Origin of the sequence: Paenibacillus sp. FSL P2-0089 (assembly GCF_038595095.1) — a bacterium.
GTDB lineage: Bacteria > Bacillota > Bacilli > Paenibacillales > Paenibacillaceae > Paenibacillus_AQ > Paenibacillus_AQ silagei.
In genome coordinates this window covers 3,060,797-3,077,314 of record NZ_CP152006.1, presented here as the reverse complement: position 1 = coordinate 3,077,314, position 16,518 = coordinate 3,060,797, and the positions used below count along the sequence as shown (strand labels likewise).

Below are 16,518 nucleotides of genomic sequence, written 5' to 3'. Positions count from 1 at the left end.
AAGTAAGTGTTTCCTCTTCTAATAAAATTACCGCGTCATCCCCAGCCGCTTCGCCAATTCACCTAGCTCCTGGCCCTTCAGTGCCCCTTCCACCAGGACAGGCAGCAGTGCCGGAGTACAGGCGAAACAAGGGGTTCCGTCACGGGCGAGCTGAGCGGCAAGCCGTTCATCATAGGAAGGCTTACCCTCATCGGAGAGGGCCAGCAGCGTCATCGTCCGCACCCCGGATTCCCGCAGCTCGCGCATCCGCCGGACCAGACCGGCCTGATTGCCGTTCTCGTACAGATCCGATACGATAATGAACAGCGTCTTCTTCGGCTCCTCGATGAACTGCTCGCAATACTTCACCGACTTATGAATATCCGTGCCGCCCCCGAGCTGGATGCCGAAGAGCATGTCAACAGGATCATTCGCACATTGCTCCGTCAAGTCTACCACCTCGGTGTCAAAAGCAACGACACGCGTGTTCAGCGCCGGGATACTGGCGAAGATCGAGCCGATCACCGACGCCCAGATCACAGAGCTGGCCATCGAGCCGCTCTGGTCAATATCCACAATGACCGTCCATTCCTTGCTGCGGCGGGCCCGGTCGAAATAGAAGAAGCGCTCGGGGATAATCATCCGCCGCTCCGCATCGTAGTGCTTCAGATTGCGCTCAATCGTCCGTTTCCAGTCCAGTCCGCTTAGTGAAGGCAAAGGGGAATGCTGCCGCTTATTAAGCGCTCCGGTAACCGCACGGCGGATATCGGTCTCCAGCAGCTTGACCAGCTCATCCACAAGCGCCTGGACCAGCATCCTTGCGGTTTCTTTGGTTTTCTCCGGAATTTTGCCCTTGAGTGCCAGCAGCGTACCCACCAGCTGGATATCCGGCTTCACTGCCGCCAGCAGCTCCGGCTCAAAGAGCAGCTGCTTCCAGCCCTTACGCTCCATCGCATCGGTCTGAATGACCGAGACCACATCCTCCGGGAAAAAATTCCGCACATCTCCGAGCCACTTGGACAGGTTAATCGCAGCATGTCCCGAGCCTGCACCTCTGCCCTTCGATGCGGCAGCGGCACTCCCTTCTGCCTTGCCTGCGCCTGTCTCATTATAGATAGCCGCCAGTGCCGCATCCATAATCAGCTCTTCCTCACTTAGCGTCCGGCCGCTGCCTTGGCCATAGCCGGGCAAGGCCTCTTCCGCTTCCTGCCCCAGAATCAGCCGCCAGCGTGTAAGGGCGCCGTTCTGATTATCCTCCTTCAGCTCTTCCTTCAGCTCTTCTTCACCCATCTACAGATCCCCGAAGTCAAAATCATTCAGATCATCCAGCATTTTGGCTTCCTCCTCCTTCAGTTCTCCTGTCAGAATCTCGGCGGCCTGCTCTGTGTTCACGCCCCACAGCTCACCCAGCAGCTCAGCGATCATCGTCTTCTCACGCGGGGAGAAGGTACTGAACGCCCGGCGCAGGAAGACCAGCGCACGCTTGAATTCCTCATCCTCCAAGGCGTTGATATAGTCATTTAGCTGCTCCCACAGGCTCATTCGCGACAACAGACCATAGCGGTTACGCATGGACAACCCTTCGAACCAGCCTGCCCCGAGGTCCGCCGGTATCCCCGGAGACAAGCGGCGCGACACCTCCGCCGCTACTTCCCCGGCAGGGATGGCTCCACGCTCCATCAGGATCGCGCAGGCGAAGCCCGACAGCCGCGGGTTGCGGTCATCCCGCTGCGCCAGCTGCAGCAGCTCCTGCAGCCACAAGGCCGTATCTGCAATCTCGCTATGCTCCTGCGAGATGTTGTTCAGATCACTCATTGCACTGATCATCAGCGCCGCCGCTTCATCATTGCAGCCGCTGGCATCCAGCAGGAACAGGCAGCCCCGGCGGAACAGCTCCTCCAGCAGCGGTACGAACGGGGCCGTATCCACCTTGCGGATGTCGCCATAACCAATGATCTTGGCCAGCTCTCTGGCCGCTGTGGCAATCGAGACGACATCGCGGCTATCCACCGCAAGGCGCTGCAGCACACGGCTGCTCTCCTCCATCTGCGTGGTCATGGCACATTCGCAGGCGGTGACAATCAGCGCAGAGGCCTCAGCGATAGAGCTGCATTCCAGCAGCTTCTCGCGCAGCACGTAGGCTGCCGCCACCTCAATGGTCTCGCCCAGCAGTGTAGACTCCACGATCTCAATCTCTACCTCCGGCGCCCACTGGAGGACCCAGTGCTCTGCCCAGGTCGCCCCGGACTGGCCGCTCGGCACATTCCGGGCGAAGTGGATACCGAGCAGCTCCAGCCGGTGGAACAGCACCGAGCGGTGCAGATCGAGATAAGCCGCTTCACTGCTTGACACCCGGCGGTTCTCGCGCAGATCCAGCGTCAGGTCGCTGGCTACAGTCGATCTGTACTTCTCCAGCTTGTAGCGCTTCAGCAGCCGGTTCAGGTCATCCTGAATCGGCGTCTGGCTGACGCCATCGGCCAGCCTTCCGATATTCGTACCGACATCCACCCGGGCCAGCGAATCGGCGATAACGGCCAGATCACCATGGCCGAGCAAGGTCTGTGCGGCATCGCGCAGATCGCGCAGCGTAGGTGCGCTTCCGCCGTGCAGCGCCGCCAGCGACTCTGCCAGCCGCACCGCTTCAATGACTTCGGCCGTGGAGCGGTGTGTCCCTGCTCTGCGCACCATCCGGGCCACAGAGGAGAGATAGAGATGGGGCAGCTCCTCAGCGCGGCCTGAGGCCATCAGCTCCCACATCATCTGGAAGTAGTGTGGAGCCGCGTTGCCCGCACCGTAACCCGACATAGTGGAGAGCTTATAGTAGGAATACGGCATCAGCGTCAGCTTGGTAGAGCGTGTAGGCAATGACGCAAGCTCCGTATCGCTCATCCCCTCCGAGAGATCAGCCAGTGCGGCAGCGTGGTATGCACCGCAGATCACAACAATCTTCTCCGGCAGATGCCCTTCTTCAATCTTGAGCTTAATTCTCCGCCTCATATAAGATTCGCGCAACGCGTTATAAGCATATTCCCGCGGCTGCTCTGCACGCTCCGTGGACTCCGACAGCTCCCGCATCTGGGCAGAGAAGGCCAGAATCGCGGCGCGGTATGCGCCGCTGCTGGCGTTATGCTCGTAATTACGCTCCCAGTACATATCATAGTCATGCTCACCGGCAAGCCGGGCAATCCGGCTGTATACGGACTCCGGCTCACTGACTTCCTCTTCGACCGGCTCCCCCTGCTCCTCAGCCGCAGGCTTCAGCTCCGGACGGGCGCCGGTATCCTGCCGTAACGCATCCTGTAAGCCTAAGGTTATGGAGGAAGGCAGATCGATGAACTCTGCCACCGCCCCGTGCTCCTGCGCCCATTTCATCCCCTGAAATTCCGGGGAATACACAGCGAACGGCCAGAGCACCGTCCGTACGGGCAGATCCTCGGTGAAGGCCAGAATAGCCACCGGCGGCTTCGTTACCGCATGGGTTAAATGGCGGATCTCTCCGCTTGCATCACTCGGCCCCTCAATCAGCACGGCGGTCGGTTGCAGCTCGTTCAAGTATTCCAGGACATGCCTGGCACCGCCCGGAGACAGATGCCGGACTCCGAAAACATGAACGCCGGCAACCGCTGCCCTGCTCACTCGTTCATCTCCTTACAGGCTTGATAGAGTCCGCGCCAGTCCGCTCCTTTTTTCTTCATTACATTATCCAGATATTCCTTCCACACCAGCTTATCCTTGTCGTCATCCTTGACGATCGCCCCTTGGAGTCCCGCTGCCAGATCCTCGTCGGTCAGTTCTCCGCTCCCGAAGCTTGCCGCCAGAGCCATGCTGTTCGTGAGCAGCGAGATGGCTTCTGCCGTGGAGATTACACCGGCTGGAGTCTTCACCTTCTCCTTCTTGTCGAGCGTCATGCCGCTGCGCAGCTCGCGGAAGATGGTGACCACCTTAAGCAGCGCTTCATCCGCCGGAACAGCAGCCTGCAGCTCATAGGAGGAGGCAATCTCGCCGACACGCTTCTTCACAATGGACAGCTCCGTCTCAAGGTCTGATGGCGCAGGCAGCACAATGATATTGAAGCGCCGCTTCAGGGCAGCGGACATCTCATTGACTCCGCGGTCCCGGGTATTTGCCGTGGCAATAATCGAGAAGCCCTTGCGGGCACTGGTCTCCTTGCCCAGCTCCGGCACAGAGATCGTCTTCTCCGACAGAATCGAGATCAGCGCGTCCTGTACCTCGGAAGCACAGCGGGAGATTTCTTCAAACCGGGCAATACCGCCGTCTTCCATCGCCCGCATAATCGGGCTCTTAACCAGCGCCTCCGGCGTCGGTCCGTTCGCCAGGAGCATGGCATAGTTCCAGGAATAGCGCACATGCTCTTCGCTTGTTCCCGCCGTCCCTTGTACAACCATGCCCGAGTTGCCATAGATCGCCGCTGCCAGATTCTCGGACAGCCAGGATTTCGCGGTGCCCGGCTCCCCGATCAGCAGCAGCGCCCGGTCAGTGACCAGCGTGGCAACCGCCATCTCGATCAGCCTGGTGTTGCCGATGTATTTCGGCGTAATCACGGTCTTGCCCGCCTTGCCGCCAGTAATGAACGTGAGAACTGAACGCGGGGACATCTGCCATCCGGCCGGAATACGCCCGGTGTCCTCCTTGCGCAGAGCCTCCAACTCATCCTGGTACAGGATTTCGGCAGGCAGACGCATGTAATCCTGAAGCTGATCTTGTTCTGTTGACATGTACACCTCTCCTTGCAACTGTTTTGTGAAAAGCTAAAGTTAAGAATGTATGGCTTTGAGGAACAGGGTAGCTGTTATAAGGGTCAGGTATTCTTGGCACTCCGCAGGCTGTCCAGCACATATTCCAGCTGCTGCTTGCATTCATATCTATAGTTGGGAATAACCGCTTCCACACGGCTGGCATAGCTGGCAGGGAAGCGCTCCATCATTTTAAATATATACAATTCGAAGGTATACGGGTTATGAGGACTCTTAGTCTCCAGGGCACTCATCAACAGTTCCAGACGCTCCGGCTCAGGCATCCCGGCCCTTTCCAGTCCCTTGAAGATGTTGGGAATGAAATCACTGGCACGGCGTTTGGACAGGTCTTGCAGCTTATCAACCAGAAAGTTCCGCACGCCCTTGTGACCCGGCCGGGCAAAGGCACTGGCCAGATTCACAGCATTGTGCTGGATGAACCAGTCCAGCCAGCGGGGGTCCCAAGCTGCGGCAATCTCCTCAACCGGAAGCATCTCCCTGCTGTAAGGCTGTCTGATTCCCGCTGCATCCCACTCTACTTCATAATTCCTCCGGCGGATATCCACAACCTGATCCTCAATGGTATTAATCAGCAGCTGGGAGCGCTGAGCCGCATCCTTGGCTTCCTTACCCACAAGCGCTTTGAGTTTATCCAAGAAGGTTCCGCCGGCGAACCGGTCGAATAGCTCCTTCGGACTTATAGACTGCTGGGCGGCATGGAAATAATGCGGCAGGAAACGCACGCTCCGCTTCTCCAGCTCTGCAAGCTCTGCCAGAGCAGCACCGTCTGGAGTTTTCTCTTTATACAAGGCTGCGTGGTCCAAAAGCGGAATCCAGCCCAGTGACGAGAACCGGGGATACTCTTGAAGGATATAGCTGTAGATTTCATCCAGCTGCTGACTCCGTACCCGGCGAAGAGCGGTAAGGAAGGGAAGAAGCTCATTCCATATCTTGTCTGTCAGCTTCACGCCGTCATTTTTCTGCGGGGCTGCCTGCAGCTCTTCCATGAATAATGCCGCCAGACGGGCACTCACCTCTGCGGAATGCCCGTCCGCCAGCACTCTGCCCAGAATCTCGCGGTCCTTCTTCTGGATGAATGCCTCAACCAGCCGTTCCCCTCCCTGTAACGTACCGCCTGCCGCCAGCGCCGCATAGGCCGCTTCGCGGATGGCTTTCTTCTTGTCAGTGGACCACTCCAGCAGGTTGGGCGTGAATTGTTCATAACCGCCCAGGCATCTGATGGCTGCAGCGCGGACCTCCTCACTTCCACTCTCGGCAGCGTGGAAGATCTTATCCAGGTATTCGTCTGCACCGACCTTCCAGATTACCTCCAGTTTGCGGACCTCACTTCTTCCCCCTGAGAGATTAAGACTCTCCAGCAGGTGGCTGGCAATGACCGGCCCGTAGGACGGGAGAATATGATTCATCGCATATTCCGCCAGCTCCGCATACGGGTCGTTCAGCGCAGAGACCGCCAGCGGCAGCAATCGCAGATCCTGGAAGACCCCACCCTTATACGCATCCACTACAATCTCATATCTGCCGCTTCCGGTAGTGGTGAGTGCTTCCAGCACAGGCGCAAGCTTCCGGTAAGTCTGATTCGTCTGCAGGGTGAACTTCCGAACCGGCAAGGGTCCGGGAGTTCCATCCACGGTTGTCGTTCCCTGAGTATACAGAACGGACTCCAGCAGCAGGGTATTCTCCTGCAATTGAATGCCCGGGGCAGGACCGTCCGGGCTCCCCGGTTCAATCAGTGCCGTGATTCCCTCGCCTAGCTTCTTAAAGACCGGTGACCGCTCGCCTAGCTGCTGAAATTGCGGAAGCAGCCGCTTCAGGCGGAAATCTTCGGCCGCCAGCTCACTTCCGGCAATATACAGTCTTCTGTATTCCTGATGCAGCTCCTGCAATAACGCTGTGCTCATGGATTGTCCTCCCATATGAATAAAGGTTTGTGGATTATGTTGAATTACTCTAGTACAGCAGACGAACGATCTCTTCGTCCTTAATGACACTTAGCGGCTGGGCACGCAGACGTCCCTGGTCCAGGTCATGCTCGAACATGACCAGAACTGTACAATCTTCGCGGGCGCCTGCCGGAAGGAACGGCAGCAGTTCCACTGTGCCCTGCGGCATCGACGGAATATCCTCCAGAAGGAGCCTTGTTCCTTCCCCGTCAGTCATAACATACTGGCCGTTCTCTGTGACGCCCAGAGCTGCGGCATGCAGCAGCATGACCGGCTGCTTGCCGCTCAGCGGGTTCTTGATCTGGTTCTTCACCTTCTTGAAGACCTCCGAATATGAACGGTGAGCCTTGGCGGCCGCCCGCTCAAGATCAGTACCCTGCACCGGTCTTGAAGACATGGACTCGTACCGGATACGGGCATTCATATCCCCAGGATAAGTATACAGTTGAGGAACCACGGCAATGTCGAAGAAGCTGTCTTCCTCGCGCATCAGCTTCGCCGCCTTGTATGGGCGGTAGTTAAAGGTCCGGCGGATCTCTCCGCCTTCCGCAGAGAGGTCCAGCCAAAAGCCAAGGTCTACGAACTCCTGACGGGCCGCATCGTTGTAGCTGTAGAAGGATAACTGCAGCAGCTCTGCCCCCTCCTTCACCAGCCCGTATTCCTTCAGCTCGCTAAGCTGCCAGGCATGGCCCAGCCATTCATCAATCGTGGATTCGTGATCGAGCGCCAGCTCCGGGTCCTCGCTCCGGGCCAGCAGATACGCCCGGCCCTTCTTGATAAATGCGTGTAGCCGTGTCAGCTGCTCCACCGCATATGTATAGTTCTGCTCCTGATCGTTGCCGCTGAACATCAGATTCGCGAAGCGGCGCAGCTCAATCTGCGCCCCGGACAAATAATAGTTCCCGAGCTGCTTCACATGCCCCTGAAGCGTCTTGGCCGCAGACTTGTCAATCGTGGACAGGCCGCTGCGTACGAAGGAGAGTACCAGCTTTTCCAGCAGGTCAAGCCCTTCGAGCTGCGCGTTGATTTTTTTCTTCAGGGCGGATTTGTTAACCTTATTCGGCTTGGACTCTGCTCCTTCAGCCGCCTGCTTCACCTTGTTCTCTTCCCGCTTCTCCGCCTTCTCGCGCTTCGATGCGATGTCCTCGGGAACCGGGGCAGGTGTGAACGTCTGGCCTTCGGTATAGGCATACAGCAGACCTAGTGCGTGCTTGCAGGGGAATTGGCGGCTGGGGCAGCTGCAGCGGAAGACCGGGCTGTCTTGTACGATGAAGTCCACTGAGCACTCATAGGGCGTTTTGCCGCTTCCGGCACATTTTCCGAATAATAGCTCTCCGTTCTCCGACTGATGGAGCTCCACAAAGCTCTTTTTGCGGACCAGCCCCTGGCCGTTCTTGATCGCAGCAGCATTGGGTGCAAGTGAATCGACGTACGTGGATGTTAGCTCTGGCAAATTAGATTCCTCCCGGCTGAATTAGGATGTAAGCAGAATGAATAAACGTGCGTACGGGGCACAAGTATTTATTACCCAACTTCACATGAAACGACTACAAATAAGATCATATGTTTGCATTTATTTTAGCAAATCTTGGCGTCCAATCCAATAGAGTAACCGCTTTCAGATGAAAAATGGGTGATAGGTCCTAGATTCGCTTCTGGTCAAGCTCCGTTCTAAGCGGTTTATGTACACTCTATAGCCGACAAGTGGAAACGGCTTTGCCGTCCTTTTAAATGACGGTACCGTTTCAGCGAGAAATATAAGGATAAGTTATCGTGTGCAACATATAAATTCTTATATTTACAAAAAAACGGCCAGCCCTCCTAAAAGACAGCTGCCGTTCCTGCTTCCCCGAAGGGATATTTTATTTGAACCAGCCCTTCTCCTTAAACCGCGTAATCGCCTCAATCCGGTTGCCCACATCCAGCTTGTCCAGAATGACCGAGATATAGTTGCGGACCGTTCCGGTGGTGATATAGAGCTGGCTGGCGATCTCCTTCGTGTTCTTGCCGTCTGCGATCAGCCCCAGCACTTCCTTCTCCCGCTCGGTCAGCGGATTCGCTTCCTTGCTGTAGGCTTCATCCATCAGCTCCGGCGCGTACATCCGTTTGCCGTCCATGACACTGCGGATCGACAGCGCCAGCTCCTCGCTGGGACTGTCCTTAAGCAGATAGGCATCCACTCCGGCCTTGACCGCACGCTCGAAGTACCCTGCCCGGGCAAACGTGGTCAGAATCATGATTTTGCAGCCTGCCCCCTTCAGGGCTTCTGCCGCTTCCAGGCCCGTCATAGCCGGCATTTCAATATCCATAATACAGATATCCGGCTGTAGCTGCTTCACCAGCTTCACAGCCTCTTCCCCGTTGCCCGCCTTGCCGACCACCCTCATGTCTTCCTCCAGGTCCAGCAGCGCCGACAGCGCTCCCAGCAGCATCCGCTGGTCTTCAGCTATCACGATTGATATCATTGCGCGTTCACCTCCATGTCCGGCTGCTGCGACGCATTCGGCACCTTAATCACTACTGTAGTTCCTTCATCCTGGATCACTTCCATCGAACCGTTCACGAACTCAAGCCGCTCCCGCATTCCCTGCAGGCCATGCCCCTTATGATACAGCTTGGTCCCTTCAATCCCTCCGCCGTTGTCCTTCACCTTGATGACCAGATCGGTCCGTGAAGATTCAATCTGTATCCGGCACAGCGAGGCGCCGCTATGCTTCACCACGTTGGTTACCGCCTCCTTCATGCACATGCTCAGCACATTCTCGGTAATCAGCGAGGTATTAGTCAGAACGGGATCACCCTCCAGTATATAACCGATCTCCGCCGCCTGGAGGAATTGCCGGATGCGCACCAGCTCATCTTCAACCCGGATGCCCCGCATCTGTGTGATCATCTCCCGGACTTCCTTAAGCGCGCTGCGGGCGGTTACGCGGACATCGTTAATTTCGATCATGGCCTGTGCCGGATTCTTGGTGATCAGCTTGCCGGCCAGGTCACTCTTCAGTCCGATCAGTGACAGGCGTTGTCCCAGCGTATCATGCAGATCCCGGGAGATCCGCTGACGCTCTTCCATAATGCCCAGCTCGGAGATCCGTTTGTTGGCATCCTCCAGCTGTTCCTCCAGCTTATCCTGCCTGTTGCGGTTATAGGTTGTGACCGGAAGCAGCACCACGGCAATAATACTGACCAGCACGAACGGCAGCTGCGAGAGGAATACGGGATTGCGCATAATCAGCTCATAGTTAATGGCTACAATCGTCGTCAGCAGATGGATCGGATAGAGGGTGAAGAAGGCCGCTCTTTTCTGAATATTCCCGATAAAAAAAGCCAAAAACAGCGCAAAGTACATGTACCCGAACAGCAGCGTCATCGTAACAGAAACTATCATCTGCACACTGGTCCAGAAATAGACCACCCAGCCCCTGGACTTAAACGACAGCACGTAGCAGGCGAAGAAGACCATAATCATCAGGATGCCATACACCCAGCGGTCCGCCGAGGAGGATCGGAAGATAAAATAGAACGGAAGAATGTAAAAAACAACCCATACATAAGGGCTCAGTCCCGTACTTTTATGAAAAATATGATGCCACTTCTGCATGTTAGCCATCCTTTTTGCCAGCAAGTTTATACCCCCATTTTAACATAAACCAGCCTCCGACCGGCAACTACCTTCGAAACAACCTGTGTGTATTCTAAAAAGAAAGACCAGACCCGGCATCCTGCTCCCCGGATCTGTCTTTCTGCATGTTATCATGTTACCGCTTCTATTCGCTCTGGAACCCAGGTTTGATTACCTTCAGCCCCTCTTTCACGGCAGGCTCACTCTTCCGCAAGCGCTGCTTCAACTGCTTGAAGCTGAGGAAGACCTTATGCTCTTCATCCCAAAGACGGTATTTCAGCGCTTCGAGACTGGTGCTGAGTGTAATGGTGGTTGCCTTTTGCAAAGGCGGGCTGGCATTGTGAGCCAATTCCAGATTATAATTCGGCACCTTCGGACTCAAGTGATGCACATGGTGAAATCCGATATTGCCGGTAATCCATTGTAGTAGCTTCGGCAGCTTATAGTAAGAGCTTCCTTCTACAGCGGCGTTCACGTAGCTCCACTCTTCATCATGCTCGAAGTAAGTATGTTCGAACTGGTGCTGTACATAGAACAGCCAGATGCCGAGGAAGCCGGACACGAACACAATCGGCAGCTGTACCAGCAGGAACGCCTGCCAGCCTATGAGCAGAATAATTCCAGCATATAGACCCACAATGGACACATTGGTCAGGTACGTATTCATCCGTTCCTTGCGTCTTGCCCCTTTGGCATTGAACCGGTACTGGATGAGGAATACGGCAATCGGTCCGATGACGAACATTACCAGCGGGTTACGGTAGATCCGGTAATAGAGCCGCTGGAGCGGCTTGGCAGCCACATATTCATCCACCGTCATGATCCAGATATCCCCGATGCCTCTTTTGTCGAGATTGCTGCTTCCGGCGTGATGAATCGAATGACTGTGCTTCCACTGGCGGTAAGGGACCAGGGTAAGCACACCGGTGATGGTGCCGACAATATCATTGGCCTTGCGGTTCTTGAAGAACGACCCATGACAGCAGTCATGAAAAATAATAAAGGTGCGGATGACAAAGCCGGCAGCCGGAATAGCGAACAGCAGCGTCAGCCAGTAGGACACGGATAAGCTTAAGTAAGCAGCGGTCCATAATAGCACCAGGGGCCCAAGCGTATTAATGAGCTGTTTTATGCTCGTGTTGAGGTCTGTTTTCTCGTAAGGTGCTACGCTTTTCTTCAATGTAGAGAGCTGGGGTATCTGGTTGTTGGTCATCGGGATCGGTTCCTCCTCGGATGCATCCATTCAAGGATACTTCTTATATTTCCAGTATAAAGAAAGAAGTGTCATCCCCGTAAGTCATAAATATCAACTCTGCTATATGACAAATGTCATAGTCGGCTCTGGAGTGCTTGTCTGCCCGCCTCCTTCGTTCTGAGCAGCGGCAGCAGAATCAGCACCGCAATCAGGAACAGTATGCCGCTGCCGGTGAAGACTGCGGATAGGGAGAGCGTGCCTTTGGCGTAGCCGGCTACAGACATTCCGATCACCATGAAGCCCATGAACATCGGCCCCATAATGCCGCCCACCCTGCCCATATAAGCAGTCTCTGTGTGACGGAGCAGCAGGGTATTGATACCGATATGAATACAAGGGTAAAAGAATCCGCTAACCGTCTGGAGCACCAGCGTGAGCGCTGTGTGATGCGACCAGCCTACCCCTACCGTTCCTGCCGCACTGATCAGCAGGCCTAGGGATAACATTGTCTGCGGCTTCATAGTTTTGCCTTTACTCATAATAAACATTCCACCCAGCAGCATCGCCGCTCCATTCGCCATCATCACCCACTGCAGGAAGCCTTTGTCTCTGCCCAGATTCTCCATAATGATGAAGACACCCAGCGGCTGAACCAGTCCGGCGGCAAGCCCCGCGAAGGCAAACGTTACTCCAAGGTTCTTCAGTACCCGGCTTGCACGCACATAATTCAGTCCGGATATCATCTCCGCCAGGAACCCGCTGCGGGCCTGTCCGGTCTCCTCCCTCCGTTCAGCGGGCAGCTTGACCAGAATGAGCGCCGAGCCGATGAACATCCCGCCCATCACAGCAAGTGAGACCTCAATGCCGTAATGACTATAGATGAAGGTGCCGATCACCGGTCCAATGACCATGAAGAAGGCTGTAAGCGACTGAAACATGGCCATTACACTCTGCAGCTGCTCTTCAGGCACATGCTGCTTAAGCAGCTTCATCGCCGAAGGCTGTGAGAACTGGGACAGGATGGCAGATACCAGCGTTGCGAACAGTAAGGCCCTCCATGAGCCCGACAGCACCACCAGCAACACAGCAAAGACTGAGCAAGCGGACAGCAGATCACTTACGATCATGGTCCGTTTGGGCCGCCAGCGGTCTGCGAAGGTTCCCCCGATGATGGCGAACAGAAACAACGGGCCGTATTCAGCCACCGAAATGAGCGAGACATAATAAGGATCATTCTGCGTAATCTCCGTCACATACAGCAGAATCGCAAAATTCCGCACCCATACCCCGAGCTGCAATAGCACATTTGACAGCATAATCGTCCGTACATACTTGTTACTTAACACGTTAACATCCTCCATCATTCAAAATAGACTAAATAGATAAACATCTAATCTGTATATTAATATATAGATGTTTTATTTATTTGTCTATATATTTAAGGATAATATTATAATTCGTCTATTGATTACTTATAGTAGCATGATTAATCGTTCCAATACAGAAGCAGTAATGATGAACGAAAAGCAGCCCCTGTTCGCCACCTTAGTTGGATTTTATACACTTAATAAATCCGTTTTTCTTTCCGTAAGAAGATTACGTGGATTTTTGTCATCTAATTCGACCCCATTCCGCTAAAGCTCCAATTTCGCTTCCAGTAAGTGTCGTTTATCCAACTGCTTCACCGGTTTCAAAGATTTCGGCTGAAAGAGTTGGAGTTTTTCCACTTATATAAGACGCACTTAAGTTTTGAACTTGAAGCTTCGCCGTCACTGCGGTGAGCATTTGGACTTCCGGCCGCTGCCCGTCACCAGATTTCTTGATTAATCCCACTCTTCAAGGATGTAGCAAATTAATCAGCATTAACGCCTTGAACGACAAAAAAAGCACCCACTAGCTTAGGTGCTTAGTCGCTTAGGTGCTTAGATTCTTAGTTGCTCAGACTCTTAGGCCGATTCCTTATCCGGCCTTTATGTATATCCTGCGTTTACTCAGCTTCTTGCCTGCCGGTCTGCTAAGCCTGCTTCACATGCTCCTCACGGTACTCTGTGGGCGTCTTGCCGGTCGCTTTTTTGAATACCTGGGTGAAGTATCTCGGGTCCTGATAGCCGACCAGCGGTGCGACCTGATACACTTTCACATTGCTGCTGCGCAGAATGTATTTGGCGTTCTCCATCCGGCAGTGGGTGACGAATTCGAGGAACGTGTAGCCGGAGATTTGCTTGAACAGGGTGCAGAAATGGCTGATGCTGAGATCGGCCACCTCGGATACCTCCTCGATGCTGAGATCCTTATGGTAATTGGATTCAATGTACCGCTGGACCTTCTCAATGATACTCCGTCCGTCCTCCCGGGCTGCGGTCTTATGACTCTGCTCCAGCCAGTCGCGGAAGGTGGTCTTCAGGACATTCATCATGTCCGGCAACGTGCCCAGTCCGTTCAGCTTGCTGAACAGCCCTTCAATGGACCAGTCATTATGTGTATTCAGATGTTCGAATTGCCGGTATAGCACCACACTCATCTCAATCATCAGGCGCTCCGCCAGCGGCTGGGGCAAGCTCTGGGCTTCAATGAAAACGGACATCTCGTCAAAAAGAGTCAGCATCCGCTCCATATTCAGAGTACGGATGCTCTCAAGCAGCGACAGCTCCAGCTCCTTCGGATACTGCACCTCGCGGTTGCCTGCCGCTGCTGTCTCCTCTTCCAGGAAGACACCGGCCTGACCGGAATAGAAGCGCTGGTACAGCGCCTGGGAGGCTAACGGGTATACCGTGCTAAGCTGATCAATCCCGCTGGTGCTTCTGCTGATGCCGACAGAGCAGTTCAGCTTGGAGTAGCGCTTGATTCCGGCTATAAGCTGCTCCCCGAGTTCCCGCTTATCATCATTCAGGCTGGCCGGGAAGAGCAGAATCCATTCTCCGTTATAGAACGGGAAGATAGACAAAGCCCCGTTCGTAAGCGACCACTCCTCCAGGATATTGCGCACGGCAAACAGCCACAGACGCTTCTCCTCGGCGCTCCATTGCGCCGTCAAGGCCGCGTAGTCGTCCAGACGGACCACGGCCATGAAGTATTCTCCCTCCAGCTCGCTGTTCTCCAGCCACGCAAGGTGCTGCAGCGGCCGCGGATTGCCCAGCGTGAATTCGGCCAGCATGCGCTCGCGGGCCAGCAGCGACAGGGTCTGCACCGAGAGCATTAGCTGCTCGTTCTCCTTCTGGCGGTTCAGGCGCTCCCTGGCCCGCTTAAGCATCTCCACCAGTTCGTCATGGTCAATCGGCTTCAGCAAGTAATCAAAGGCCCCCAGCCGCAGGGCCTCCCTGGCATATTCGAATTCCCCGTAGCCGCTGATGAAAATGAAGATCAGCTTGGCGCTGCGCGGCAGAACCTCCTTCATCAGCGTGATCCCGTCAATCACCGGCATGCGGATGTCGCTGATAATGATGTGTGGTGCGGTCTGCTGAATCTGCTGCAAGGCGGCCTCCCCGTTCTTCGCTTCCCCCACAATGCTCAGGCCCAGCTCATCCCATGGAATCGCAACCTTCAGGCTGCGCAGTATAATCGGCTCATCATCTACGAGCAGTACCTTATATTTCTCCTGCTGCTCCTTCATCACTTACACCCCCAGGCTTATTGACCCGAAGAACTCCGGATCAGATTCCAATACTGCTTGGACGCATCCTGCAGCTGCTGCAAGGCCTGCTCCGCCTGCAGCCCTCCGTCAATCATCTCCTCGATGACACTGAGGAAGGTCTTCTTCACTTCAGGCGATAACAGATTGTCATACGGGACGAAGCTCTGCTCATTCTCCTCCATCATATCCATCACCTGGGCAAAGACCGGTCCGGTCTTCTCCGGGTCAAATGCAATCCGCATCGACGGAATTCGGAGACCCTCATAGACAATCCGCGTCTGAATCTCTTTCGTATAGAAGCCCTTCATCAATTCAAGTGCCGCTGTCCGCTTCGCTCCGGTGAGGCTCGAAGACAGCCCGATGCCAATCGTATACCCTCCGGCGATAGACGGCTCTGTGCCGGCCTCCCGCGCGGGGAAGGGAATGACTCCAACCCGGCTCTGGAAATCGTCCGGGGCATTGTCCCCCGAGAATAAATTGATATCCCAGTTGCCGTTCAGATACATGGCTGCCCTGCCTTCAGTGAACAGACGGACCGCACCCTCGGTGGAGGTATCATTAGAGTCCTCACTGAAATAGCCTGCCTTCACCCATCTGTTCAGATGCCGGAACGCTTCCAGGTAGCCGCTGTTCTGGAAGCTCGACATATCCTCGCCAGTAACCAGCTTCTGAATCAACTCCGGTCCGGCGTAGCGGTCCATCAGATAATGGGCGAATATCCCCGCAGGCCAGCGGTCTTCGTTCCCCAGCGCAAACGGGATATACCCCGCTGCCTTCAGCTTCGCCATCACCGTATCCAGCTCGGCCAACGTAGCCGGAGTATTAATGCCTAGCTTGGTGAAGATTTTTTTATTGTAATAGAGCGGTTCCGCATTGCCCTCGATAGGCAGTCCGTAGATATGATTGTTGAACGTCCAGAGATGCAGATCCTTGAACTGGTTGCTGAGACCGTTCTGGGCAGTGAAATCGGTCAGATCCATCAGCCGGGCTGAACGCACGTAGGGCTCGATCTCCGCTCCGCCGAACAGAACGAACATATCGGGCGGTGTGCCGGTTACCATCTCACTCTTGAGCTTCTGCTCCCGGTGGATATTCTGGTCCAGCCCCTCGAAGTTCACCTTCACATTCGGATGGCTCTCCTGGTAGCTGCGCACAACCTCCTCGAAGATCGCCAGCAGCGGCCGGTCATGCTCCTTGATCCAGAAATGCCGGAAGGTCAATGTGATCTTCTCGGGCGAAGTATCCTCAATCTGCTCCCGGTCCTCCTGCATAATGAACCATACGGCGCCGGACATCAGCACAATATAGAGGAGAATCCATCCCCAGTTGGTCAACCATCGGAGCACATGTCGCTGATCTTTCATTTGGCTTCT

General features: G+C 55.0%; 11 protein-coding genes. All 11 read right to left on the bottom strand.

Going from position 1 to position 16,518, the window contains the following annotated elements:
• Window positions 1-27: 27 nt before the first annotated feature.
• The 11 genes from NST69_RS12580 to NST69_RS12530 all read right to left on the bottom strand — a co-directional run bounded on the left by NST69_RS12580 (window position 28) and on the right by NST69_RS12530 (window position 16,509).
• Window positions 28-1,269, bottom strand: a complete 1,242-nt coding sequence (locus NST69_RS12580; protein WP_051478324.1) for a VWA domain-containing protein — start codon at window positions 1,267-1,269, stop codon at window positions 28-30.
• A complete protein-coding gene (locus tag NST69_RS12575) occupies window positions 1,270-3,615 on the bottom strand; it encodes a DUF5682 family protein (RefSeq protein ID WP_342549461.1) in 2,346 nt (781 codons plus the stop codon). It abuts the gene before it with no gap.
• A complete protein-coding gene (locus NST69_RS12570) occupies window positions 3,612-4,715 on the bottom strand; it encodes an AAA family ATPase (protein WP_076074576.1) in 1,104 nt (367 codons plus the stop codon). The genes NST69_RS12575 and NST69_RS12570 overlap by 4 nt, the downstream gene beginning before the upstream one ends.
• Before the next feature lie 83 nt (window positions 4,716-4,798).
• Window positions 4,799-6,655 (bottom strand): HEAT repeat domain-containing protein, encoded by a 1,857-nt coding sequence (locus NST69_RS12565; RefSeq protein WP_342549460.1) that lies wholly within the window; start codon window positions 6,653-6,655, stop codon window positions 4,799-4,801.
• 49 nt (window positions 6,656-6,704) lie between these two features.
• Window positions 6,705-8,150 carry an SWIM zinc finger family protein gene (locus tag NST69_RS12560; protein ID WP_342549459.1) on the bottom strand — a complete coding sequence of 482 codons (1,446 nt, stop codon included), beginning with the start codon at window positions 8,148-8,150 and terminating at the stop codon, window positions 6,705-6,707.
• Window positions 8,151-8,559: 409 nt separating this feature from the next.
• Window positions 8,560-9,162 (bottom strand): response regulator transcription factor, encoded by a 603-nt coding sequence (locus tag NST69_RS12555; RefSeq protein WP_076074553.1) that lies wholly within the window; start codon window positions 9,160-9,162, stop codon window positions 8,560-8,562.
• Window positions 9,159-10,298, bottom strand: a complete 1,140-nt coding sequence (locus NST69_RS12550; protein WP_340953395.1) for a sensor histidine kinase — start codon at window positions 10,296-10,298, stop codon at window positions 9,159-9,161. The genes NST69_RS12555 and NST69_RS12550 overlap by 4 nt, the downstream gene beginning before the upstream one ends.
• A 166-nt stretch (window positions 10,299-10,464) precedes the next feature.
• A complete protein-coding gene (locus tag NST69_RS12545; RefSeq protein WP_076074548.1) occupies window positions 10,465-11,532 on the bottom strand; it encodes a fatty acid desaturase in 1,068 nt (355 codons plus the stop codon).
• 116 nt (window positions 11,533-11,648) lie between these two features.
• Window positions 11,649-12,860: an MFS transporter gene (locus tag NST69_RS12540; RefSeq protein WP_342549458.1), complete on the bottom strand. Its 1,212-nt coding sequence runs from the start codon at window positions 12,858-12,860 to the stop codon at window positions 11,649-11,651.
• Between the two features lie 668 nt (window positions 12,861-13,528).
• A complete protein-coding gene (locus NST69_RS12535) occupies window positions 13,529-15,124 on the bottom strand; it encodes a response regulator (RefSeq protein WP_342549457.1) in 1,596 nt (531 codons plus the stop codon).
• Window positions 15,125-15,141: 17 nt separating this feature from the next.
• Entirely contained in the window at window positions 15,142-16,509 is a 1,368-nt protein-coding gene (locus NST69_RS12530; RefSeq protein WP_036729212.1) for an extracellular solute-binding protein, read from the bottom strand.
• Window positions 16,510-16,518 lie beyond the last annotated feature (9 nt).